The 21,546-nt window shown below is 68.3% G+C and carries 18 protein-coding genes and 1 pseudogene; 7 read left to right on the top strand and 12 right to left on the bottom strand.

Annotated elements, in window-relative coordinates; all coding sequences use genetic code 11:
* Position 1 precedes the first annotated feature (1 nt).
* The 5 genes from Q8S30_RS12005 to Q8S30_RS11985 form a co-directional block, all read right to left on the bottom strand.
* Positions 2-796 (bottom strand): FadR/GntR family transcriptional regulator, encoded by a 795-nt coding sequence (locus tag Q8S30_RS12005; RefSeq protein ID WP_305666253.1) that lies wholly within the window; start codon positions 794-796, stop codon positions 2-4.
* Positions 797-880: 84 nt separating this feature from the next.
* Positions 881-1,675, bottom strand: coding sequence for an enoyl-CoA hydratase-related protein (locus tag Q8S30_RS12000; protein WP_305666252.1), 795 nt, complete (start codon positions 1,673-1,675; stop codon positions 881-883).
* A complete protein-coding gene (locus Q8S30_RS11995) occupies positions 1,672-3,033 on the bottom strand; it encodes an enoyl-CoA hydratase-related protein (RefSeq protein ID WP_305666251.1) in 1,362 nt (453 codons plus the stop codon). Before Q8S30_RS11995 ends, Q8S30_RS12000 begins: the two co-directional genes overlap by 4 nt.
* 10 nt (positions 3,034-3,043) lie before the next feature.
* Positions 3,044-4,249: an acetyl-CoA C-acetyltransferase gene (locus Q8S30_RS11990; protein WP_305666250.1), complete on the bottom strand. Its 1,206-nt coding sequence runs from the start codon at positions 4,247-4,249 to the stop codon at positions 3,044-3,046.
* Positions 4,250-4,258: 9 nt separating this feature from the next.
* Positions 4,259-5,020, bottom strand: a complete 762-nt coding sequence (locus Q8S30_RS11985; RefSeq protein WP_305666249.1) for an SDR family NAD(P)-dependent oxidoreductase — start codon at positions 5,018-5,020, stop codon at positions 4,259-4,261.
* Positions 5,021-5,286: 266 nt separating this feature from the next.
* Between Q8S30_RS11985 and Q8S30_RS11980 the strand changes: the two are divergent.
* The 5 genes and pseudogenes from Q8S30_RS11980 to Q8S30_RS11960 all read left to right on the top strand — a co-directional run bounded on the left by Q8S30_RS11980 (position 5,287) and on the right by Q8S30_RS11960 (position 12,711).
* Positions 5,287-5,961, top strand: a pseudogene (locus tag Q8S30_RS11980) (aldehyde dehydrogenase family protein).
* Positions 5,962-6,049: 88 nt separating this feature from the next.
* The gene (locus tag Q8S30_RS11975) at positions 6,050-6,277 is read left to right on the top strand and encodes a hypothetical protein (RefSeq protein ID WP_305666248.1); all 228 of its coding nucleotides are present in this window, start codon (positions 6,050-6,052) and stop codon (positions 6,275-6,277) included.
* Positions 6,278-6,506: 229 nt separating this feature from the next.
* Positions 6,507-10,379 carry a PAS domain S-box protein gene (locus Q8S30_RS11970; RefSeq protein WP_305666247.1) on the top strand — a complete coding sequence of 1,291 codons (3,873 nt, stop codon included), beginning with the start codon at positions 6,507-6,509 and terminating at the stop codon, positions 10,377-10,379.
* 291 nt (positions 10,380-10,670) lie between these two features.
* Positions 10,671-12,215 carry a PAS domain-containing sensor histidine kinase gene (locus Q8S30_RS11965; protein WP_305666246.1) on the top strand — a complete coding sequence of 515 codons (1,545 nt, stop codon included), beginning with the start codon at positions 10,671-10,673 and terminating at the stop codon, positions 12,213-12,215.
* 106 nt (positions 12,216-12,321) lie between these two features.
* Positions 12,322-12,711 carry a response regulator gene (locus Q8S30_RS11960; protein ID WP_305666245.1) on the top strand — a complete coding sequence of 130 codons (390 nt, stop codon included), beginning with the start codon at positions 12,322-12,324 and terminating at the stop codon, positions 12,709-12,711.
* Positions 12,712-12,717: 6 nt separating this feature from the next.
* On the opposite strand, the gene Q8S30_RS11955 is transcribed toward Q8S30_RS11960, so the two are convergent.
* On the bottom strand, positions 12,718-13,062 hold the full coding sequence (locus tag Q8S30_RS11955) for an Hpt domain-containing protein (RefSeq protein ID WP_305666244.1): 345 nt from the start codon (positions 13,060-13,062) through the stop codon (positions 12,718-12,720).
* Between the two features lie 85 nt (positions 13,063-13,147).
* On the bottom strand, positions 13,148-14,131 hold the full coding sequence (locus Q8S30_RS11950; RefSeq protein ID WP_305666243.1) for a PleD family two-component system response regulator: 984 nt from the start codon (positions 14,129-14,131) through the stop codon (positions 13,148-13,150).
* 315 nt (positions 14,132-14,446) lie between these two features.
* Between Q8S30_RS11950 and Q8S30_RS11945 the strand changes: the two genes are divergently transcribed.
* Positions 14,447-15,493 carry a chemotaxis response regulator protein-glutamate methylesterase gene (locus Q8S30_RS11945; RefSeq protein ID WP_305666242.1) on the top strand — a complete coding sequence of 349 codons (1,047 nt, stop codon included), beginning with the start codon at positions 14,447-14,449 and terminating at the stop codon, positions 15,491-15,493.
* Positions 15,490-16,023 (top strand): chemotaxis protein CheD, encoded by a 534-nt coding sequence (locus Q8S30_RS11940; protein WP_305666241.1) that lies wholly within the window; start codon positions 15,490-15,492, stop codon positions 16,021-16,023. Before Q8S30_RS11945 ends, Q8S30_RS11940 begins: the two co-directional genes overlap by 4 nt.
* Positions 16,024-17,002: 979 nt before the next feature.
* Here the strand turns inward: Q8S30_RS11940 and Q8S30_RS11935 are convergent.
* From Q8S30_RS11935 to Q8S30_RS11915, 5 genes are read right to left on the bottom strand one after another with little or no spacing between them, the layout of a single operon-like run.
* Positions 17,003-17,452 carry a hypothetical protein gene (locus Q8S30_RS11935; protein WP_305666240.1) on the bottom strand — a complete coding sequence of 150 codons (450 nt, stop codon included), beginning with the start codon at positions 17,450-17,452 and terminating at the stop codon, positions 17,003-17,005.
* The gene (locus tag Q8S30_RS11930) at positions 17,449-17,835 is read right to left on the bottom strand and encodes a response regulator (RefSeq protein ID WP_066811660.1); all 387 of its coding nucleotides are present in this window, start codon (positions 17,833-17,835) and stop codon (positions 17,449-17,451) included. Before Q8S30_RS11930 ends, Q8S30_RS11935 begins: the two co-directional genes overlap by 4 nt.
* 13 nt (positions 17,836-17,848) lie before the next feature.
* A complete protein-coding gene (locus tag Q8S30_RS11925; RefSeq protein ID WP_305666239.1) occupies positions 17,849-18,709 on the bottom strand; it encodes a protein-glutamate O-methyltransferase CheR in 861 nt (286 codons plus the stop codon).
* Positions 18,706-19,170, bottom strand: coding sequence for a chemotaxis protein CheW (locus Q8S30_RS11920; RefSeq protein WP_066811667.1), 465 nt, complete (start codon positions 19,168-19,170; stop codon positions 18,706-18,708). The genes Q8S30_RS11925 and Q8S30_RS11920 overlap by 4 nt, the downstream gene beginning before the upstream one ends.
* A 4-nt stretch (positions 19,171-19,174) precedes the next feature.
* Positions 19,175-21,538 carry a chemotaxis protein CheA gene (locus tag Q8S30_RS11915; protein WP_305666238.1) on the bottom strand — a complete coding sequence of 788 codons (2,364 nt, stop codon included), beginning with the start codon at positions 21,536-21,538 and terminating at the stop codon, positions 19,175-19,177.
* Between the last annotated feature and the right edge of the window lie 8 nt (positions 21,539-21,546).

Genomic DNA, 21,546 nt, shown 5'->3' with positions numbered 1-21,546 from the left:
ATCAGGCCCGCCCGCCGGAGCGCAGCCCCGAGACATGCTCGATGAACGAGCGTTCGACCGGGTCGTCCAGCCCGCGCCCCGACTTCTCGAAGCCCCGGCGCCAGTCGTTGATGTGCCGCTGCATCCACAGCCGCGCCTCTGCCGCGTCATGGCGGGCCAGCGCTGCGATGATATGGGCATGCGCCTCGACATTGCGCTGCGGCGCGGCCTCGACCTTGGGCAGGATCACCCGCAGCGTCGGCGCGAACAGCAGGCTTGCCGGTTCGCGCGCCAGTTCCAGCACCCGGTTGCGCCCGGTCTTGGCGATCAGCGCATGGAACTCGCTGTCCAGATGGATCACCGCATCCGGGTCGCCCAGTTGCGCGCGGCTGCGCTCCAGATTGTCGGTCAGCGCCGCGATATCCTCATCGGTGGCATGGCGCGCCGCCGCTTCTACAGATGCCGTCTCGAGCGCCAGCGCCGCCTCCCACAGCTCGCGGAAGGTGGTCTGGTGCAGCACCAGCGCCCGGCTCATCCGCGTCGCCAGGTTGTTGTAGCGCGGCAGGCTGGCAAACAGCCGCCGCGACTGGTCGCGCCGCAGCAGGCCGCTTTGCTCCAAGAGGCGGATGCCCTCGCGCACGGTGGAGCGGTTGACGCCGAACTGTTCGCAAAGTGTCGCCTCGGTGCCGACCGGATCGCCGGGGGCGATGCGGCCCGAGACAATCTCGCGTTCGATCGCCTCGGCCAGCCGCAGATAGGCGGGCTGCGCTTCCAGCCGGGCGAAGGGTTCGGGGGCAGGTCTCTTGGCTTCGGTCATATGCGTCCTGCGGGATAGATGCGTCCCTGTCGCGGCTTGGGATCAGGGTTCGTAGAAAGCCGTCGCGCCGCTGTCAACGCAGCTTCAGCGGCCGGTGAAGACGGGGCGGCGCTTGCCCAGAAAGCCGGCGACGCCTTCGGCGAAATCCGCGCTGCCGGCGATGGCGAGAAATTCGGCCCGCTCCGCCTCCAGATGCGCGGCGAGCGGGGTGACAGCGCTGCCATCGCAGAGCCGCCGGAACGCGGCGTAGGAGCGGGTCGGACCCGCCGCCAGTTTGGACGCCAGCGCGTCCAGCGCCGCGTCGAACCCATCCGCCGGGGCGATCTCGGCGACGATGCCCCAGTCCAGCGCTTCGGCCGCGGTCAGCGCCCGGCTGAGCAGCATCATCTGCGCGGCCCGGCCTGCGCCTACCTTGCGCGGCAGGAACCAACTGGCGCCGCAATCGGGAACCGCGCCGATCCGGTCATAGGCGATCAGGAACTGCGCGCCCTCTTCGGCCAGCACCAGATCGGCGGCCAGTGCCAGGCTGAACCCCGCGCCCGCCGCCGCCCCGCGCACCCCGGCGATCAGCGGGGCATCAAGCGCGCGCAGGGTCAGGATCGCGGCGTTCATCCCGTCAAGGATCGCGTTCAGCGCCGCCGCGGTCTGCGCCGGCTGCCCCGAAAAGCCGCTGACGTCACCCCCGGCCATGAAGGCCCGCCCCGCGCCGGTCAGCACCACGCAGCGCAGGCCGTCTTGCTGCGCCAGCGCCCGGGCCGCCTGCTGCAACCCCTCGGCCAGCGCCACGTCGATGGCGTTGAGCCGGGCGGGGCGGTTGAACGTGATCCGTGCGATGCCGGTGGCGGGGTCGAAGCTGCTCAGGATCGGGGCGTCACTCATGCGATCTCCTCCTCGATGTGGAACCGGCCGCCGCTTGCGGCCACGGCGGGCGGTACGGCGAACTCCAGGGCCTCGGCCTCCGCGGCAAAGGCCGCGGCCCCCGCCCGGTCGATCATCGCCAGCGGCCCGCCGGTCCAGGCCGGGAAGCCGCTTTGCACGGAGGCGAGGTCCACGGCGTCGGCATGGCCCGGCTCTGCGCGTGCCGCGCCCGCCGCTGCAAGGGCGCCCGCCACCAGAAGTTGCCGCGCCAGCGCCTGCAGTTCGGAGGCGGGCAGGGGTTCCGCCCCCTGCGTCGCCTCTCCTGTGGGGGCCGGTGCCAGAGCGATCCCCGCCGCCAGCGCCGCATTCACCACCCGCGCTGCCGGGATGCCCCCCGCCACCATCCGCGCCGCCTCGGCCGCCATCGCCGCGGCGCAGGCCTCTGCCGCATCGCCCGCCTCGGGGCGCACCCCCAGCCGCGCCAACCGCTGCCGCGCGTCGAAGCGCAACCCGATCAGGGCGCGCGCCACAGGCCCCGTCACCAGCTGGCCGAAATACTGCGACTCCACCATCAGCGCCTTGTCCATCGGAAGCCGCAGCCCTTCATAAAGGCAGGACAGGATCGCCCCCGGCGCCGGATAGGCCGGCCCCGGGTCCTGCGCCACGGCGGCATTGGCGGCGATGAAGTCGGCGAACCCCTCGGCGCTGCCCACCGCCGGGCCGGGCATCGCAAAGCCCTTGCGGTCCCAGGGCTGCTGCGCCGGGACCCGCCCCTCGGCCAGCATCCGCCGCGCCGCCGGGATCAGCTCCTCGGGTGCCACCAGCGCGTCCAGCAGCCCGGCCTCCAGCGCCGCCTCGGCCCCCATCGGCGCGCCCCCCAGCAGGATCGGCAGCGCCGGCGCCAGCCCGATCAGCCGCGGCAGCCGCTGGGTGCCGCCCGCGCCGGGCAGCAGCCCCAGCGTCACCTCGGGGAAGCCGAACAGCGCCCGGTCATTGTGCGCAGCGATCCGCGAATGGCAGGCCAGCATCACCTCCAGCCCGCCGCCAAGCGCCATGCCGCTGGCCGCGGCGATCACCGGCTTGCCGAGCCGCTCCAGCCGCCGCAGCACATCCCCAATCCGCCGGATCCGCGCCGCCGCCTCGCCCGCCGTCACCCCCTCGGCCCAGAGCGCGGGCATGATCCCCAGATCCGCCCCCGCGATGAAGCTGGCCTTGCCCGAAGCGAGGATCACTCCCGTCACGCGGCCATCCGCCGCCAGCGCCGTCACCGCGCCGTCCAGCGCCTGCGCAAAGGCCCAGTCGATCACGTTCACGCTGCGGCCCGGCATGTCCAGCGTGACAAGCGCGACGCCTTCGGGGTCAATCTCGGTGGTCAGCATCGTACCCTCCTCAGACCCGCTCGATGATGGTGGCGACGCCCATTCCGGCACCCACGCACAGCGTGACCAGCGCCGTCGCCTTGCCGGTCCGCTCCAACTCATCCAGCGCGGTGCCGAGGATCATCGCCCCCGTCGCCCCCAGCGGATGGCCCATCGCAATCGCCCCGCCATTGACGTTGACGGCTTCGGGGTCGAGCTCCAGCGCCTCGATGAACCGCAGCGCCACCGCGGCGAAGGCCTCGTTCACCTCAAAGATGTCGATGTCCCGGGCCGTCATCCCGGCCCGCTTCAGCGCCTTTTCCGCCGCCGCCGCGGGGGCGGTCAGCATGATGGTCGGCTCCGAGCCGATCTCGGCAAAGGCCCGCACCCGGGCCCGCGGCCGCAGGCCCGCAGCGGCCCCCGCCTCAAGGCTGCCGATCAGCACCGCGGCTGCACCATCGACCATGCCGCTGGAATTGCCGGCATGGTGCAGATGCGGGATCGCGGCCAGATCGGGATAGCGGGTCAGGGCGATGCGGTCGAAGCCCGCCGCCCCCATCGCGGCAAAGGATGGGCGCAGCGCTGCCAGATCGGCGGCCGTGGTGCCGGGGCGCACGGTTTCGTCCTGTGCCAGTAGCACCTCGCCAAGGCCATCGCGCACCGGCACCACCGTCCCGGCAAAGCGCCCCTCGGTCCAGGCCCGGGCGGCGCGGGCATGGCTTTGCGCCGCCAGCGCGTCCAGCGCCGCGCGGTCATAGCCCCAGCGGGCGGCGATCAGGTCGGCCGAGATCCCCTGCGGCACGAACTGCGTGGCCCGCGCCACCGCCGGGTCCGCGCCCCAGGCCCCGCCATCCGACAGGATCGGCACCCGCGACATCGATTCCACCCCGCCGCAGATCACCATATCGGTCTGCCCGGCCATCACCTTGGCCGCGCCCACGTTTACCGCCTCCAGCCCCGAGGCGCAGAAGCGGTTCACCTGCACCCCCGCCACGCTGTCGGCATAGCCCGCGGCCAGCGCCGCGATGCGGGGCAGGCACTGGCCCTGCTCGCCGATGGGCATCACCACGCCGAAGATCACGTCATCGACGAGGGCCGTATCCGGCAGGCTGCGGTCCCGCAGCGCCCCCAGCACGGTGGTCGCCAGCCGCAGCGGCGTCACCTCATGCAGCGCGCCGTCGGGTTTGCCGCGCCCGCGCGGGGTGCGCAGATGGTCGAAGATGAAGGCGTCGCCCACCCCCGCGCCCTATTTCGGCGCCATGCGCAGCGCGCCGTCGAGCCGGATCGTCTCGCCGTTCAGCATCTCATTGCCGAGGATATGAAGCACCAGCGCGGCATATTCCGCCGGCCGGCCGAGGCGCGAGGGGAAGGGGACCGCGACGCCAAGACTGTCCTGCGCGGCTTGCGGCAGACCCTTCAGCATCGCGGTTTCAAAGATGCCGGGGGCGATGGTGCAGACGCGGATGGCGTTCGCCGCAAGCTCCCGCGCGGCGGGCAGCGTCAGCCCGACGATCCCACCCTTCGATGCCGCATAGGCCGTCTGCCCGATCTGCCCGTCATAGGCGGCGATGGAGGCGGTGTTGATCGCCACGCCGCGCTCGCCAGTGTCCAGCGGGTCCAGCGCCGACGCGCCCGCGGCGAACAGCCGCAGCATGTTGAAGCTACCGATCAGGTTGACCTCGATGACGCGCGCGAAATCCTCCAGCGGCATGGTGCCGGCCTTGCCGAGGATCTTCCTGGCCGGGCCGATGCCGGCGCAGTTGACGAGGATCCTCGCGGTCCCGTGCTGCGCGGCAGCCTCTGCCACCGCAGCTTCGGCACTCGCGGCCGAGGCGACATCGCACCGCACCGCGATCCCGCCAATCTCGGCCGCGACGGCCGCCGCCGCCTCATGGTTGAAGTCCAGCAGCGCCACCCGCGCGCCTGCGGCGGCCAGTGCCCGCGCCGTCGCCTCGCCAAGGCCGGACCCGCCGCCGGTGACCAGTGCCGCTACGCCTTCGATCTTCATGCAAAATTCCCTGAGTCTTCTGCGGCACCGCAAGCAGGGGCGGGCCGGCAAGTTTGTCGGACAATGTGACAGCTATGCAAACCGCCACCGCCCCTGTCAACGGGGTTGCTCCGCCGCTTAGGCGCGGCTCTGCGGGCTGAGGGCACCAAGCGCCCAGTCCTGAAAGGCGCGGCAGAGCGGGTTGGCGATCTTGCCCTCGGCAGCACCACGTAATAGGCCAGATCGGTCGCCATCGGCGCGCCGGCGACAATCTGCAGCTGGCTGTCGTGCAACTCCTGCTCGATCAGGTGGCGCGGCAGCAGCGCCACGCCGCGGCCGCCTCGATAATCATCGAGAATTTGTCGGGGCACCCGCTGGGGGCGGATCTGAGCCAGGTGCTGATCGGCGGCGCCGATGTCGGCGCGGCGCTGGTCGCGCATAAGGGAGTCGCTTTGATCTCGGCCACCGGGTCCACCCGCATGGGCCGGCAGGTCGGCCCGGCGGTCGCGGCGCGGTTCAGGCGCTCGATACTGGAGCTAGGCGGTAACAATGCCGGCATCGTCTGCCCCTCGGCCGATCTCGATATGGCGCTGCGCGCGATTGCCTTTGGCGCGATGGGGCACGGCCGGCCAGCGCTGCACCACGATGCGGCGGCTCTTCGTGCATGACTCTGTCCATGGCGCGCTGGTGCCGCGGCTGACCGCGCCTAGGGCAGCGTCAGCGTCGGAAACCCGCTGGAAACCCAGGCGCTGGTCGGCCCGCTGGTCGATGGCGCGGCCTTCACCGCGATGCAGGCGGCGCTGGAGGCGGCCCGCGCGGCGGGCGGCACCGTGCATGGCGGCGAGCGGGTGAGCGTCGGTGCCGACGCCGCTTTCTGCGCGCGGCCGGCGCTGGTCGAGATGCCCGGTCAGGTGGGGCCGGTGCTGGGGGAAATCTTCACGCCGATTAGTTTATGTGATTAATTACAGTGACTTATAAGACGTTCTTCACAAACATAGTGAAGTTGGTGCGGGCCTTTCGTCATCAATCTTCACCACCGACCTGCGCGAGATGGAAACCTTCCTCTCCGCCTCTGGCTCGGATTGCGGCATCGCCAACGTCAACATCGGCACCTCGGGTGCGGAAATCGGCGGGGCCTTTGGCGGTGAGAAGGAAATGGGCGGCAGGCGCGAGAGCGGCTCGGACGCCTGGAAGGGCTACATGCGCCGCGCCACCAACATCATCAACTACTCGCGCGCACTGCCGCTGGCACAAGGCGTGGTCTTCGACATCGACTGACGCTGCAGATGCCGCAGGACCGGCTACCGGAGCGGGGCGAGATCGGGGATTGCCCCCTGTCGCCCCGTCTCGGATAACGGCCCTTGCAGCGGAGTTTCGTCGCTTTCTTCGATTCTGCGGTCGCGGCCGACAACTGAGGGTTGAACTTCGGGGTAGCATCATGCGCAGATAGCGGCGATATCCCGATGCTGCATGAGGGAGAGCGGCCAGGTTGACAGATAACAGTGCCTTGGCAGGATCCGAAGGCGGGGTGGGGTCCGAGCCACGCCGCGGCGGTGTGGCCGCGTGGCTGGCCGGAACCGTGCTGCTGGCGCTGGCCTATGCGCTTGGCGGACTTAGCGGGACGGCGCTTGCGGTGCCGCCCGGCTATGCCACGATCATCTGGCCCGCCTCTGGCATTGCGCTGGCAGCCCTGTTGCTGGGCGGACGCCGGCTGTGGCCGGGGGTGTTCCTCGGGTCATTCCTGATCAATTGCCATATCGGCGGGGTGTTCGAGCGCGCCTTCGATCCGGCCGGCCTGCTGATCCCGGCGCTGATCGCCATTGGCGCGATGCTGCAGGCGCTGCTGGCCACCACGCTGGTGCGGCGGCGGTTTGGCCGTCCGCTGGGACTTGGGTCGCCGAACGATGTGTTCCGGCTGGTGCTGATCCTGGGGCCGCTCGGTTGTCTGATATCGCCCACCTTCGGCACCACCGCGCTGTGGCTGATGGGCAGCCTGCAGCCAGGCTCGGTCTATCACAACTGGCAGACCTGGTGGCTGGGCGATCTGTTCGGGGTGCTGATCGTGGTGCCCCTGACGCTGTTCGCGCCTTGGCGGCAACGCCCGCCGATCCTGTGGCGCGGCCACTCTGTTGCCCGGATGAGCGTGATGGGGCTCTTGCTGGTCTCGCTGTGCCTTGGCGCCACCTTCTATGCCTGGGCAACGCTCAGCCATGTGCTGCATCAGCGCAATTCGGCGGCCTTCACCGCGCTGGTCGATAACACCTCGCGGATGCTGAGCCACCGCCTGCAATCCTATTCGCATATCCTGAATGCCGGGTCCGGCTTGCTTGCTGCCTCGGAGCGGATGGAGGCGGCAGAGTGGCGGCGTTTCGTGGCCGAGCTCGACATTTCGGAAACACTGCCGGGCCTGTCGGGCCTTGGGCTGATCCGGCCGGTGGCGGCCAGCGCGGTGCCGGCCTTCGAGGCCGAGGCCCGCGTCGATCTGGGCAGGCCCTTCAACGTCCATCCCGACACTGGCCTGCCAGAGCGGTATGTCGTGCGCCAGATCGAGCCGCATGAGGCGAATGACGAGGCCCTTGGCATCGACCTCGGGTTTGAGCAGAGCCGGCGCGTGGCGGTGCTGGAGGCGCGGGACAGCGGGCGTACCACGATCTCGGCGCCCTTGGTTCTGGTTCAGGATCCCAATGCCGGGCCGGGGTTCGTGCTGCTGCGCCCCGTTTATAGCGGTGGCGGCGTGCCCGAGACGCTGGAGGCACGGCGGGCAACCTTTGCCGGCTGGGTCTATGCCCCCTTCGCAGCGGACCCGTTCTTCCGCGCTGTGATCGGCGCCGATGCCAGCCGCCTGTCGCTGACGGTCGAGGACCGCGCGGCACCAGAGGCGGAACGGCAGGTGTTCAGCAGCGCGCCGGCGAACCCTTCGCAGCGCGCGCAGTTTGCCGAACGGCGCACCCTACCGATCCACGGGCGCGAGTGGCGGCTGTCCTATGCCAGCACCCCCGCCTTTGATGCCAGCGTGGCCCGCGGAGAACCGACGCTGGTGCTGCTGGTCGGCTTCGCGCTGAGCGGGCTGATCGGCACCTTGCTGTCGGTGATGCTGCGGCGGGCCGAGATCGTGACCGAACTGGTGGAAACCAAGACCCGCGAACTGGCGACGCAAGAAGAGCATACACGGTCGATCATCGACACGGCGATGGTCGGGATCTTGCTGCTGGATGCGGGCGGGCGGATCCTTGCGCTGAACCGGGCGGCGGAGCCGATCTTTGGGGCCGCCGCGGCCGAGCTGATCGGCCGGCCGCTGACCGATCTGGTACCGATCGAGTCGATTGCGCGGCTGTGGCTGCCCTCGGCGGCCGAGGCGGCGGCGCTGCCGCAGCAGGGGCGGCGCTTCCGCATCCGCAGGGGCGATGGGCTTGAGGTCTATATCGAGCTGCAGCTGAACAGCTGGCGCACCGATGACGGGCAAAGCCGGTTCACCGCGATCATCCGCGACATCACCGTACGCCAGCTGGCCGAGATGCGGCTGCAACAGGCCGAGCGGCGGCTGAACATGGCGCTGACCGGCGCCCATATCGCGGTGTTCGACGTGAACCTGGTTGAGCGCACGCAGATCGTATCCGACAACTGGCTGATGCTGATGGGCTATCCGCCGGAAACGAGCGTCTCTGCGGCAGATATCCGGCGGATCTGGGAAGAGGGCGTGTATCCCGAAGACCGGCCTTTGGTGACCGAGGCTGATCGTGCCTGCATCGCCGGCGAGACGGAACGGTCGGTCAGCCAGTACCGGGTGCGCTTGCCCGATGGCCGTCAGCGCTGGATGCGGTCCGAGGCGCTGGTGCCCGAACGCGATGATGAGGGCCAGGCGTTGCGGCTGCTGGGGGTGCAGATCGACGTGACAGAGCTGCAGGGAGCGCTTGACGCTCTCAGCCGCAGCGAGGCGCAGTTCCGCTCGGTGATCGAGCTGGCGCCGGTGGGGATGGCGCTGCTGGACCGCGATGGCCGCTTCGTGCGGGTAAACGAGGCGCTGTGCCGCTTTACCGGCTATGGCGAGGATGAGCTCTGTGGCAGCTTGCTGGGCGACCTTGCCGCGGCCGAGACAGTTACCGTCGATCCCGAGGTGATGGACCGGTTGCTGGACAGAAGCCTGCAGGTCCACAAGACGGAATGTGCCTATCTGCGCCGGGATGGCCGGACGGTCTGGGGCCTGCTGAGCATTTCGTTGACCGGGGGCGAGCCCGAGGATGAAGCGGTGTTCATCGCGCAGATCCAGGACATTACCGACCGCAAGGAGATGGAGCAGATCAAGAGCGATTTCGTTGCCACCGTCAGCCACGAGCTGCGCACGCCGCTGACCTCGATCAAAGGCGCGCTGGGGCTGGTGCTGGGGTCTATGTCGGGCGAATTGCCGCCGCAGGCCGAACGGCTGCTGTCGATCGGGCAGAAGAACTGCGACCGGCTGATCACGCTGGTGAACGACATTCTCGACCTCGAGAAGATCTCGTCGGGGCAGTCTCGCTTTACCTTCGTCGAGGCCGAAATTGGTGCGCTGGTGGAGCAGAGCCTGGCCGCAACGCAGCCCTTTGCTGCCGATCTTGCGGTGACGTTGCAGACCGGTGATGTCGATCCCTCGCTGCAGGCGCTGGTCGATGTCGATCGCTTCCAGCAGGTAATGGCGAACCTTCTGTCGAATGCCGCGAAGTTCTCGCCGCGCGGTGGCACGGTCGAGGTGGGCGTGGCGCGCGATGGCCGGAACGTGCGGGTCACGGTCACCGACCACGGCACCGGGATCCCGGCCGATTTCCGCGACCGGATCTTCTTGCCCTTCTCGCAGGCCGACAGCTCCTCGACCCGGGCCAAGGGCGGCACCGGGCTTGGCCTCAACATCTCGCGCCAGATCGTGGAGCGGATGGACGGCGATATCGGGTTCGACAGTGCGCCGGGCGAGACGGTGTTCTGGTTCGTCCTGCCGCTGTCAAGCGCCGTTGCGGCCCGGCGCGAGGGCCCCGAAGTGCCTGCCGTGGAGGCCGAGCGCCCCGGCCATGTGCCGGTGATCTTGCATGTCGAGGATGACGGTGACTTTGCCGAGGTGTTCCGGTCTGCCTTCGGGGCGCAGGCCGAAGTGCTGGGGGCCGCCAGCCTTGCCGAGGCCCGCCCGCTGCTGCGCGACCGCCGCTTTGATCTGATCGTGATCGACTGGGAGTTGCCCGATGGCAGCGGCATCGCGCTTCTGGACCAGATCAGCCAGTTGCAGCCTGAAGTGCCGGTGTATGGGCTCAGCGCGCGCGACCAGCCGGCGGCCGATCCGCGGGTGCGGCGCCACATCACCAAATCACGGGCACGACTCGACCAGCTGGTCGCGGACTTCCTCAAGGCGGCTGCCTGACGGATCGGGCGATGGTGCGGCGCTTTGACCCGCAGGAGTGACCAAACGGGCGCCATATTCACGGGTGCTGCCTCGATTTCGCCTCAATGGGGGGGCAGGTTGCCCGAATAAGCACTAGATTCGGTCCAGAATTCGCCCATCATCCGAGCCAACCTTTGGTCTGCAAGCCGCGACGCAATTTCAGGTGGCTGCAGCATTGGAACAGGGGACGGCGGGCCAGATGGGCCGCTTCAGGGATCGACCCACAGGGTCGGACCTGCGGGGACGGGGGCGGGTAAGCGTATGTATAATATGAGCGCGGTTGATGGATCTCTCTCGACCTCGGCAACGCCCCTGGCCCTGATCGGGCTGGGCCTTCTGGCGGCCAGCCTGATCATGGTGGTGCTGCGCAGCAAGCGTCGTTTCGGTATCTTGCACGGCCAGATGGAACGCTACCGGGCTGCGGTGAACGAGCATTGCATGGTGAACCTCACCGATGCCGCGGGGCGCATCACCAGCGTGAACGACAGGTTTCTGCAGGTCACAGGCCTGACCCGTGACGAGGCCGTGGGAAGCCGGGTCGATGAGCTGCCGCCGCTGACGCGAGAGCCTGGCCGGACCGAGCGCATCAAGGCGCGGCTGGCTGAAGGCAAGTCCTGGTCAGGCGAAACCGCTTGGCGGCAGGCCGACGGCAAGCTGTGCTGGACGCATTCGACGCTGGTGCCTGTGGTCAATCGCCGCGGCAAGCTGGTCGAGACCTTTGCGATCCGCACCGACATCACCGCCGTGAAGATGGCCGATGCCGAGACCCAGTTGCGGGCGACGCTGGACCTGCTGCAAGACGAGGTCTGGATGTTCTCGCCGGACGATCTGCGTTTTATCTATCTCAACCGCAAGGCCATCACCCGGCTGGGCTGGGAAGGGCAGTGCTACGAGGGGCGCACGTTGGCCGATGTCGGCTGGATGGCCGATCTGCGGCATATCGGCCGCGATCTGCATCGGCTGAACAGCGGCGAAGAAAGCGCACTGACCTATGAGCTGCAGGACCGCGAGGACCGCACGCTGGAGATCACCCTGCAGCTGGTCGCCCCGGCGGGGAACCCGGCACGCTATGTCGCCGTGCTGCGTGACATCACCGAGCGGCAGGCCGCCGCGCGGGCCAAATCGCAATTCGTGGCCATGGTCAGCCATGAATTGCGCACGCCGCTGACCTCGATCAAGGGCGGGCTGGGGCTGCTGACGATGACCGCTGCCGCCGAGATGTCGGAACGCTCGCGCTCGATCCTGACCATCGCACAGCGCAACACCGACCGGTTGATCTTGCTGATCAACGACATTCTGGACCTTGAGAAGATCGACGCCGGGATGATGGATTTCCGCATGGAACATACCGACCTGACCTCGGTGATCGAAGAGGCCATCGAGATGAACGGCGGCTATGGCGCGCAGTTCGGGGTGCAGTTCGTGGGTGTCGGGCTTGACCGGCCGGTGCTGGTCGATTGCAGCCCGGAACGCCTGCTGCAGGTGCTGACCAACCTGATGTCGAACGCCGCGAAATTCTCCAAGCCCGGCGACACGGTTCAGGTGGGGCTGTCGGACCTTGGCGGCAAGGTGCGGATCTATGTGAAGGACCGCGGCGCCGGCATCCCGCTGGAAGCGCAGCCGCGCATTCTTGAGCGGTTCACCCAGGCTGACAGTTCCGACCGGCGCAAGGTGGGCGGATCGGGCCTTGGCCTCAGCATCGTGAAGGCCATCGTGGAGCGTCACGGCGCCGAGATCCGCTTTGACAGCCGGCCGGGGCAGGGCAGCGAGTTCTACTTTGATCTGGAGCGGCAGAGCGAGCGCCACGTCGCCTGACCGGGCCCGCGCTGCCGTGCAGCATTGACGTTTCAAACCGGGCCCTGCATCTGCGGGGCCAGACTTTTCCGCATCCGGCAGAGGCCGGCGACAGGATGACAGGCCGATGACCCAGCTTCGCAAGATCCTTCACGTCGAGGACGATGCCGACATCCAGGAAATCGCCGCCATCGCGCTGGAAACCGTGGGCGGGTTCGAGATCGTACAGTTCATCTCTGGCGCAGAGGCGATTGCCGCGGCGCCGGGGCATACGCCAGACCTGTTCTTGCTGGATGTGATGATGCCCGGGCTTGGCGGCGAGGAGACGCTGCTGGCCCTGCGGGCGCTGCCGGGGCTGGCAGAGGTGCCGGCGATCTTCATGACCGCCAAGGCGCTGGAGGCGGATGTGCGGGCGCTGTGCGATCTGGGCGCGCTTGGGGTGATTACCAAGCCCTTCGACCCGATGAGCCTTGCCGATGAGATCAAGACGCTGTGGCGCAAGTCGGGGCGGAGCTGAACCCGCCTAGCGGCCAGCCTGCGCCAGGATCAGCGCCATCTCTCCCAGCATGTCATCGGTCAGCGCGACCACCATGCGCGGGGTTGTTGGCGGCTCTCGGTGTTCCAGATGGTCGGTGGCGGCAAGTTCGACACGCTGGCTGAGCATTCCCAGATCGGCAAAGCCAAGGGTCGCGGCCACGCCAACGGTCTTGTGGGCGGCAAAGCAGATTGCGCGCACATGGTCTTCGCGGACTGCCTGGGGCAGCCCGCCAGCCTCCAGCGCGTCGCGCAGGGCTTCGACCTCGTTCAGCCGGGTTTCAAGGACGTCGAGGAACCTGATGCGCAGCGCCGACAGTCGGCTGGCGATCATGCTGCGGGTATCATGGGGCACAGATTCACGTTCCAAGGGCACTCTCCACAGCTTACCCTTACGTTAACCCGGAGCGCCAGACCCATCAAGCCAATCTGAACTGGCTCCAATGTTCGCCGGACCGCCCGTCTTCAACCTTCGGCGCGTCATGCTCGGCATTCTCGATGGCCACATACAGCGCATCGACCGCGCCGCGCCCGGCCCGCACCAGCCCGACCCGCACCGGCGAGCCGACCCGAAGGCGGAACTTCAGCGGCACGCCGCGGCTGTTGGTCAGCGCCATCTCCTCTACGATCAGGTTCGCCGTGCCTTCGATCACTTCAAGGTCCAGCGCCCCGCGGCCATGCGCGACGCAGACATAGACCCCGTTGCCGGCATAGGACACGAAGCGCTCATGCGAGCGCAGGGCGGTCGAGACCGCCTCGGCCACGTCGGTCAGCAGGTAGCGGAAGTCGATGGGCGAGGTTGATGCATAGATCGTCTCGATCCCGACGATCTTGAAGGCGAAGATCGAAGTGGCGAACAGCCCGCTGCGCGACAGTTGCAGCAGGTAGTTTTCCAGCGCCTGCAGGTCGATCACCGCATCGACATCGGGAATCGAGATCGGCTCGTTCAGGTCGACAAAGCGTTCGCGCTCCAGTTGCGCGCGCAGCGTCGCCACGGCCGAGCGGTTTTCGGTCAGCGCCCGCTCACTCTCGACCATCTTGGAGGCCAGCCGGATCCGCGCGCCAAGCTCGACAGGGTCGAAAGGCTTGGTCACATAATCGGTGGCGCCGGCCGAGAAGGCGCGGTCGATATAGGACTTTTGCGACATCGCGGTGATCATCACGATGGGCGCCGCGGCGTAGACCGGGTTGCGACGGATGGCCCGGCACAGCTCGATCCCGTCCACCTCGGGCATCTGGATATCCAGCAAGAAACAGTCAAACGGGATCCTTGTCGCAGCAATCTGCTCCAGCGCCTGCGCGGCTGAGCTTGCCACGGTCAGATCCGCAAAGCCCGCCGCGCCCAGGCTTGCCGATAGCAGCTCCAGGATCATCTCGTCATCATCGACAGCCAGAATGCGCATTTCTCGACCTTCCTTGTCACGGGACACCAATGGTCCGGACCCCGCGGCAGGCCCGGCCGGATCCATGTCCCGCCTGTTCTTCATCCTCAGATTGAGCGGCGATTGGGGCGACAATGTGACGTTCATGATGAATCGTCATGGCTTTGCGAAGGCATGTCCCGGATCGCCCGCCGCAATGGCACGCAGCGCTCATGGGGTCAGCTTAAACGAATCTTCAGGCAGTGGCGAGAGGGTCAGCAGCGACGGGCGCGCACAGGGCCGGCCGTCATCGATTCGCCCCGCGCCGACGCGCGCCCCAGCCGGAGACGCCGCCGCATGACCTCGCAGACCCGCGTGCTGATCGTCGATGACAGCCCGACGATCCGCAACCTGATCCGCCGCCGGCTTGACGGCGACCCGCGCATCCTTGTGGTGGGCGAGGCGTCGGACCCGTTCGACGCGCGCGAAAAGATCAAATTGCTGAGCCCCGATGTGCTGACCCTCGATGTCGAGATGCCGCGGATGAACGGGCTCGAGTTTCTGGAAAAGCTGATGCGGCTCAGGCCGATGCCGGTGGTGATGATCTCGACCGAAACCCATCGTGGTTCGGCCGCCGCGATTGAGGCGCTGGCGCTTGGCGCCATCGAATGCATTGGCAAGCCCGCCGCCGACCGCTTGCCCGAAGGGTTCCAGCATCTCGCCGATCTTCTCGTGGTCGCATCGCGGGCGCGGGTGCGTGAGCCCGGCACCCGCAGCGTTGCCGCGCCGCCCAGTGATTTCCGCTGGAATGGCCGCTTCGTGCTGATCGGCTCCTCCACTGGCGGCGTCGATGCGCTGGAAACCGTGCTGAAGGGCTTCCCGCCGGATTGCCCGCCGACGCTGATCACCCAGCACATGCCCGAAGGCTTCCTGGCCAGTTTCGCGCAGCGTTTGGCGCCGCGGATCGCGCCCAAGATCGCGCTCGCCTCGGACGGGGCGCCGCTGGTTGCGGGTCAGGTCTATCTGGCCCCCGGCGGCGAGGCGCATCTGACGCTGACCGCTGGCGATCCGCCGCGCTGCCGGCTGATGCATGGCGACAAGCGCAGCGGCCATCGGCCCTCTGTCGATGTGCTGTTCGAAAGCGCCCGCTCCATCGCCGCCCGCTGCGTGGCGGTGATCCTGACCGGGATGGGCCGCGATGGCGCCGATGGCATGGCGACGCTGCGCGCCGGCGGCGCCCGCACCTTCGCGCAGGACGAGGCAAGCTCGGTGGTGTTCGGGATGCCCCGCGTCGCCCTCGAAATCGGCGCGGCCGAACGGGCGGTGCCGCTGGGGCGGATCGCCGGAGAAATTCTTGCGCTTGCGGGCAAGGATGTTGCGGCGCGGGAAAGGGCGCCGCGATGAGCCTGGCCCCGCATCATGGCGCGGGGGACCGTCCGCGCCATATCACCCAAGGCGAATACGCGGTGGGGGACGGCGTCCACTCCTCGATCAGCACGATCCTTGGCTCCTGCGTCGCGACCTGCCTTTACGATCCCGGCAGCGGCCTTGGCGGCATGAACCATTTCCTGCTGCCCGAAGGCACCGGATCGGGCGCGCCTGCGGCCAGCTTCGGCACCAATGCGATGGAATTGCTGATCAACGCGCTGATCAAGGCCGGCGCGCAGCGCACGCGGTTTCAGGCCAAGGTGTTCGGGGGCGCGCGGATGATTGCCGGCCTGTCGGATGTTGGTGCGCGCAATGGCGAGTTCGTGCTGGATTTCCTGCGGCGCGAAGGGATCACCTGCACCGGCCAGAGCCTTGGCGGCACGCAGGCCCGCCGCGTCCAGTTCTGGCCCGGCGAGGGCCGCGCCCGTCAGAAACTACTGGGCGAGGCGATGGTGGTGGAAACCGTGCCGGCCGCCAAACCCGGCAACGAGGTGGAGTTGTTCTGATCCGGCGCGTGAGCACGACGGCCATGCGGACAAAGCCGGGCTTCACGCCTTGACGATCGGTCCACCGCGCCCTGCCGCAACGAGGTTCGGCGCCCGGTCTGCCCGGTGCAGGTCGGGCGGCAGTTTGCGGGCCGCGCTGAGAGATGACCGTAGCCTGGCCAGCAAGCGGTGTGCCGCGACTGTGCGTTTGCGCCCTGCAGGGGGCGCCGACACCATCGACGCTATCGGCATATGCTCGACGCTGACCACTGTGTCCGCGCTGGCGCGATCCGCCGTTCCGTGCGGCTCTCCCGCCGATCTCGGGCCGTCCCTAGCAGCGGGCGGTGCCCTGTCGCCGGGTTTTGCGCGCCGCACGGGAAGGCTGGCTGTGCGGGGCGACTGTCGTCCCGGAGAGGATCGGTGTCAAACGCGTGGCGCCCGCCGCCGCCGGCGCGGGTCCGAGGTGGCCGCGGCATTCTTGCACCTGTGACAACCGGGCGCAGCGCCGATGAGGGGCTGGCACGGATGCGCGCAAGGCTATTGAGTGACCCGCGCGCGGCGCCAACGGCAATTCCGGTTGAGAGCGTGATAGGGGGGGCTCGTGCACGGCAGAACTGCGTTCCCCACCGGATGAGCGAGGCCCGGCCCCCATTGCGACTGGCGAAGCCAGAGCGACCCCGCGCTCCCCGCTGACCGCCGGGAGCCGTCAACCCAGGGAGGGGATGCGCCGGGGCGGCGCGCTTCTTGGGGGTGCTCTATGCGGCGGGCATCGGGGTCGATGCCGGCGCGGCCGCCTGCATCCCCGGTGGGCGGGCCGCAGATCCGCCGGGCAGCTTTGCCCTGAGGATGCAGCACCGACTGTCCCGCGCGCCCTCCGTCCGGAGCGTTCGAGCAGGCCGACCTGCGGGTGTTGGCCGGCCCGTCACCCGGCCTGTGCCAATTGCCCCGGATCGAGCAAGGCGCTTTCACACCACCGAGGCAAGCCCGGGGCTTCTGGTGGTCAGAACCACATGATCTCGCCTTGCAGGTCCGGCTGGCGGACCACAGGCGCTGCGTCCGGATCGAGATTCGCCACCAACTCATGCAGCCGTAGCCGCGACAGGATCGGAACGGCGTGAAGCCGCACATTTGGCGGCATTTCGCCCGAGACGGCCGCCATCAACCGCCCCAGATCCTCGAGGCTCTGGGTGATGCGGTCGATGCCCTGCAGACCGCGGATGGCATTTGCGTCGGTGTGTTCGGCGAAATGGCACAGGGACAGCGCCGTCTGCACCCCCGCCGACAGCTGGGCAAGGATATCAAGCTCATCGGCGACGCGCTGCGCCAGCGCATCAAGCGGTAGATCCCGATGGGCAACACCGAGCGCGGCGATGGATTCGAGCGCGCCACTTCCGGAGCCGGGCGCGCCAGCGCGCGCCGCCGCGGCGCGAGAGGGGGCCGGCGGTTTCACAGGCGCCCCACGACGGCTTCGATGCAGCTGCGCAGCTCTTGCGGCTGAAAGGGTTTCTTCAGGAAGTTGTTCATGCCGAGCCGGCGCCCGGTCTCGATGATCTCGCGGTCGGCTCGGCCGGTGATCAAGATGAATCCAACCCCTTTCGTGCGCGGATCGCCGCGCAGCGCCTGCAGCAGCTGCAGCCCGTCCATTCCGGGCATGTTGTAGTCCGACACCACCAGATGGACCGGCGCCTTCTCGATGGCGGCCAGTGCGCCCGGACCGTCGCTGGCATAGCCGACCTGGCGGATACCCATCGCATCAAGTGCCTGGGTGATGAGTCCGCGGCTGGTGGACATGTCATCCACCACCATGATCCGCAGCTGATCCCTGAGTGCCATGCCTTGCCCCTTGCTATTTGTTGCCTGCCGCCGGCGGCAGGCGGTATGTCGTGATGCCGGCGGTGACAAAGCGCGACGCCGGCGCGACCGGAACGCGCTCGGAATGGCCGACCATCAGCCAGCCCCCCGGCGGTAGAACCTCAGCAAAGCGATGCCACAGCCTGTCCTGCGTCTCGGCATCGAAATAGATCACCACGTTGCGGCAAAAGATCGCGTCGAAGGGCCCGCGCATCGGCCAGGGCGCGTGCAGGTTCAACTCGTGAAAGCTGACCAGCGATTGCGCCGCGGGGATTAGCCGGTGCTGACCGGCCGCCGCTTCGAAGAAGCGTTTGCGCAGCGCCGGGTCCACCCCCGCCACCATCTGCGTGTCATAGGTCGCGCTTCGGCCCTTCTCGACCACCAGCGGGTCGATATCGGTCGCAAGGATCCGCAGGTCATGTTCCGGCGCGTCCGGCATCAGGTCCAGCACGGTCATCGCCATCGACCAGGCTTCCTGACCGTTCGAGCATCCGGCCGACCACAGCCGCGCGCGTCCCCCGGCCCGGACCTTCGCCAGCAGTGGCGGCAACACCTCGTTGCGCAGCGTGTCGAAATGATGGGCCTCGCGGAAGAAATGCGACACATTGGTGGTCAGCGCCGAGATCATCCTCCGCCGCTCTTCCTGGCCGGCCTCGCTGTCCACCAACTCCAGATAACTGTCGTAATCGGGCAGGTCGAGCGCGCGCAGGCGTTTGGCCAGCCGGGATTGCACCATGCTGGTCTTGCCGGGCGCGATCACGATGCCGGCCTCGGAATAGGCGATGCGGGCAATCGCCGCCATCTGGGCCGGATCGGGCATGCTGGCGCCGCCGGCGTGGTGAAAGCTGCTGCTCATGCGGCCTCGGTCTGGTAGGTCGGCAGCACAGCCGAGAGGTCGAGCACGCGGATCATCCGCCCGTCGACGATGGTCAGCGCCTGCACGAAGCTATGCGCCAGGTCGGCGGCGAGTTCGGGGGGCGGCTGCAACTCGGTGCGGGGCAGCGCGAGGATGTCCGACACCGCATCGACCAGCAGCCCGACGCTCTGCCCCCCCGCATGGACCACGATGATCACGTTGCGGGCGTCGCCTTCGACCGGGGGCATTCCCAGCCGCGAGGCAAGGTCGATCACCGGCAGCACCGTGCCGCGCAGGTTGATGACCCCGCGCATGAAGGGCGGCGAATGCGGAAGGGGCGTCGCGCGGGTCCAGCCGCGGATTTCGCGCACCGACATGATATCGACGCTGTATTCCTGTTCGGCGAGGCGGAAGGACAGCAGTTCGACTTCGGCGCTGGACTGGGATCTGGTCTCGATCATGATGTCATCCTGCAAGGGCCAAGAATGTGTCGGCAGAGCGGGTGCGGCCGGTCGCATTTTCGACGAGGTCGCCCGGGTCGAGGATCAGCGCGATCTGGCCGTCGCCGAGGATGGTGGCCGCGGCCACCCCGGGGATGTTCCCGTAGCTGTGCTGCAGCCCCTTGATGACGACCTGGCGCTGCTCAAGGATCTCGTCCACGACCAGGGCGGCGCGGCTGCCATCTTCTTGTGCGGTCAGTAGCACGATGCCGCCTTCGTAGCTGGCCTTGGGGCCGCGATACCCAAGCTCGGCGCCAAGGTCGAACAGCGGGACAAAGCCGCCGCGGATATGGATCACGCTGGTTTCGGGGCCAAGCGAGCGGATGTCATCTGCCGAGAGGGTTGCCGTTTCGACGATGGAGGAGAGCGGGATCACCAGTGTCTCGCCGGCGACGCGCACCACCATTCCGTCGAGCACCGCCAGCGTCAGCGGCAAGCTGATCGAGAACCTTGTGCCGCGCCCCCGCTCTGACGTGATGGCGATGCGCCCGCCGAGGGCGCCGATCGCCTGTTTCACTACATCCATGCCCACCCCGCGCCCGGAGAGGGCCGAGATCTGGGTGGCAGTGGAGAATCCGGGCAAGAACAGAAGATTGTCGATCTCGGCGTCGGACAGTACTGCGTCCGGTGCGACCAGCCCCTTGCGGATGGCGATGTCCCGGACCCGGGGCCTGTCGATCCCGGCGCCGTCATCCGCGACCTCGATAACCACCCGGCCCGACCGGTGCTGGGCCGAGAGGGTGACCACGCCCTCCTCGGGCTTGCCGGCCTCTCGTCGGCGGTCGGGGGTTTCGAGCCCGTGATCGACGGCGTTGCGGATCATATGTGTCAGCGGGTCGGCGAGGCGTTCGATCACCGTCTTGTCCACTTCGGTGCCCTCGCCCTCGCTGCGCAGCCGCACCTCCTTGCCGACTGCGGCCGAGGCTTCGCGCACGATCCGGGCCATACGCTGGAACAGCGGCTTGACCGGCTGGGCGCGGATCATCATCACGCTGTCCTGGATGTCGCGGGTCAGCATCATGAAGGCTTCGAGCCCGTTCATCACCGCCGAGTTCGCCGGCAATCCGGCCTCGGTCACGCTTTGCGCCAGCATCGCCTGATTGATGACCAGCTCGCCCACCAGGTTTACCAGCCGGTCGATGCGGTCGAGATCGACGCGCACCGTGGCGGCGACCGCTTCGGCCGGGGCCGCGGCTTGGGCGGCCGCGGCTTGCACCGCAGGGATGACGGCCTGCGGTGTGGGCGCCGCAGCTTGTGACGGGGGGGGCAGGGGATGCTCCGGGGGCAGGTCGACAGCCTGGCCGATGGCGGGCAGGACCGGGAGAGCCGGCGCAACCGGGGCGATGGCAAGGACCTTGGCGGTGTGCGTAGGCTCGGGCACCGGGTCGGCGGCGGACGGGGTTGGCGGCGCGGCTGGTGCCAGCGCAACCTCGGGCTGGCAGAGGCGCGGGTCCTCGGCCAGCTCCGGCGTTTTGGTGACCGTGATTTCGGCCACGTCCTCGACAAAGTCGAACACGGCGCGGATGTCGCTTTCCTCGATCTCGCCGGTCAGTTGCACCGTCCAGCTGAGATACGAGGTCTCGGCCATCAGCGCATCGAAGTCGGGCAGCGCCGCGCGCTCGCAGGTGATGCTGGCGCTGCCCAGCTCGGCCAGCGCCCGCAGCAGGTGGAAGGGCTCGTTCCCCGAGGCATAGAGCGCGTCAAGCGGGCGCAGGCGCACCGTCCAGCGCTGGCCACCCAAGCCCGATTCGCCCAAGTCCGATTCGCCCAAGTCCGATTCGACCGAGTCTGAGTCGGCGGGGTCTGGTTCGGCGGGACCCGGCCCGTCATCGTCCAGCGGCCCGCCCAGATCCGGCAGCGCCAGGTCGAAGCTCAGGCCCATCGGTGCGAACTCGACCTCTTCCTCCTCGGCTTCGGGGGCCCGGTCGCCCATCAGCCCCTCGACGGCGATCAGCAGCGTTTCGGAGCCGGGCGGCGAGCCGCTGGCGTCGTCGCGGGCAAGGCGCACATGATCGGCCAGCATGTCGGCGGCCTGGAAGAACAGTTTCATCGCCTCATGGTCCACGACCAGCCGGCCGCAGCGCAGCTCATCCATCACCGTTTCGAAGCGATGCGCGAAAGAAACCAGCGCCGTCAGCCCGAAGGCCCCGGCACCGCCCTTGATCGAATGGACGGCGCGGAACACCACGTTGATCGTTTCGGTATCCTGCGTGCCGTCACCTTCCAGATGGTCCGCCATCACCGACAGCGCATCTTGCAGGCTTTCAAGAAGCTCCTCGCACTCGACAAAAAACGAGGCGCGAATCTCTGCCATCGGGTCATGTGTCATGCGAATCT

The organism is Frigidibacter sp., assembly GCF_030695035.1.
In the GTDB taxonomy this organism is placed as follows: Bacteria; Pseudomonadota; Alphaproteobacteria; order Rhodobacterales; family Rhodobacteraceae; genus Frigidibacter.
The sequence above is the reverse complement of the archived record's forward strand: the minus strand, read 5'-3'. Positions and strand labels throughout refer to the sequence as shown.

Bases quoted from the DNA above. Each gene is read 5' to 3' on its own strand.
- Q8S30_RS11925 (WP_305666239.1), bottom strand. From the start codon at position 18,709: ATGAGCAGCAGCTTTCACCACGCCGGCGGCGCCAGCATGCCCGATCCG.
- Q8S30_RS11995 (WP_305666251.1), bottom strand. From the start codon at position 3,033: ATGCTGACCACCGAGATTGACCCCGAAGGCGTCGCGCTTGTCACGCTG.
- Q8S30_RS11965 (WP_305666246.1), top strand. From the start codon at position 10,671: ATGAGCGCGGTTGATGGATCTCTCTCGACCTCGGCAACGCCCCTGGCC.
- Q8S30_RS11950 (WP_305666243.1), bottom strand. From the start codon at position 14,131: ATGCGCATTCTGGCTGTCGATGATGACGAGATGATCCTGGAGCTGCTA.
- Q8S30_RS11920 (WP_066811667.1), bottom strand. From the start codon at position 19,170: ATGATCGAGACCAGATCCCAGTCCAGCGCCGAAGTCGAACTGCTGTCC.
- Q8S30_RS11985 (WP_305666249.1), bottom strand. From the start codon at position 5,020: ATGAAGATCGAAGGCGTAGCGGCACTGGTCACCGGCGGCGGGTCCGGC.
- Q8S30_RS11915 (WP_305666238.1), bottom strand. From the start codon at position 21,538: ATGACACATGACCCGATGGCAGAGATTCGCGCCTCGTTTTTTGTCGAG.
- Q8S30_RS11940 (WP_305666241.1), top strand. From the start codon at position 15,490: ATGAGCCTGGCCCCGCATCATGGCGCGGGGGACCGTCCGCGCCATATC.
- Q8S30_RS11945 (WP_305666242.1), top strand. From the start codon at position 14,447: ATGACCTCGCAGACCCGCGTGCTGATCGTCGATGACAGCCCGACGATC.
- Q8S30_RS11930 (WP_066811660.1), bottom strand. From the start codon at position 17,835: ATGGCACTCAGGGATCAGCTGCGGATCATGGTGGTGGATGACATGTCC.
- Q8S30_RS12000 (WP_305666252.1), bottom strand. From the start codon at position 1,675: ATGAGTGACGCCCCGATCCTGAGCAGCTTCGACCCCGCCACCGGCATC.
- Q8S30_RS12005 (WP_305666253.1), bottom strand. From the start codon at position 796: ATGACCGAAGCCAAGAGACCTGCCCCCGAACCCTTCGCCCGGCTGGAA.
- Q8S30_RS11975 (WP_305666248.1), top strand. From the start codon at position 6,050: ATGGAAACCTTCCTCTCCGCCTCTGGCTCGGATTGCGGCATCGCCAAC.
- Q8S30_RS11955 (WP_305666244.1), bottom strand. From the start codon at position 13,062: ATGATCGCCAGCCGACTGTCGGCGCTGCGCATCAGGTTCCTCGACGTC.
- Q8S30_RS11960 (WP_305666245.1), top strand. From the start codon at position 12,322: ATGACCCAGCTTCGCAAGATCCTTCACGTCGAGGACGATGCCGACATC.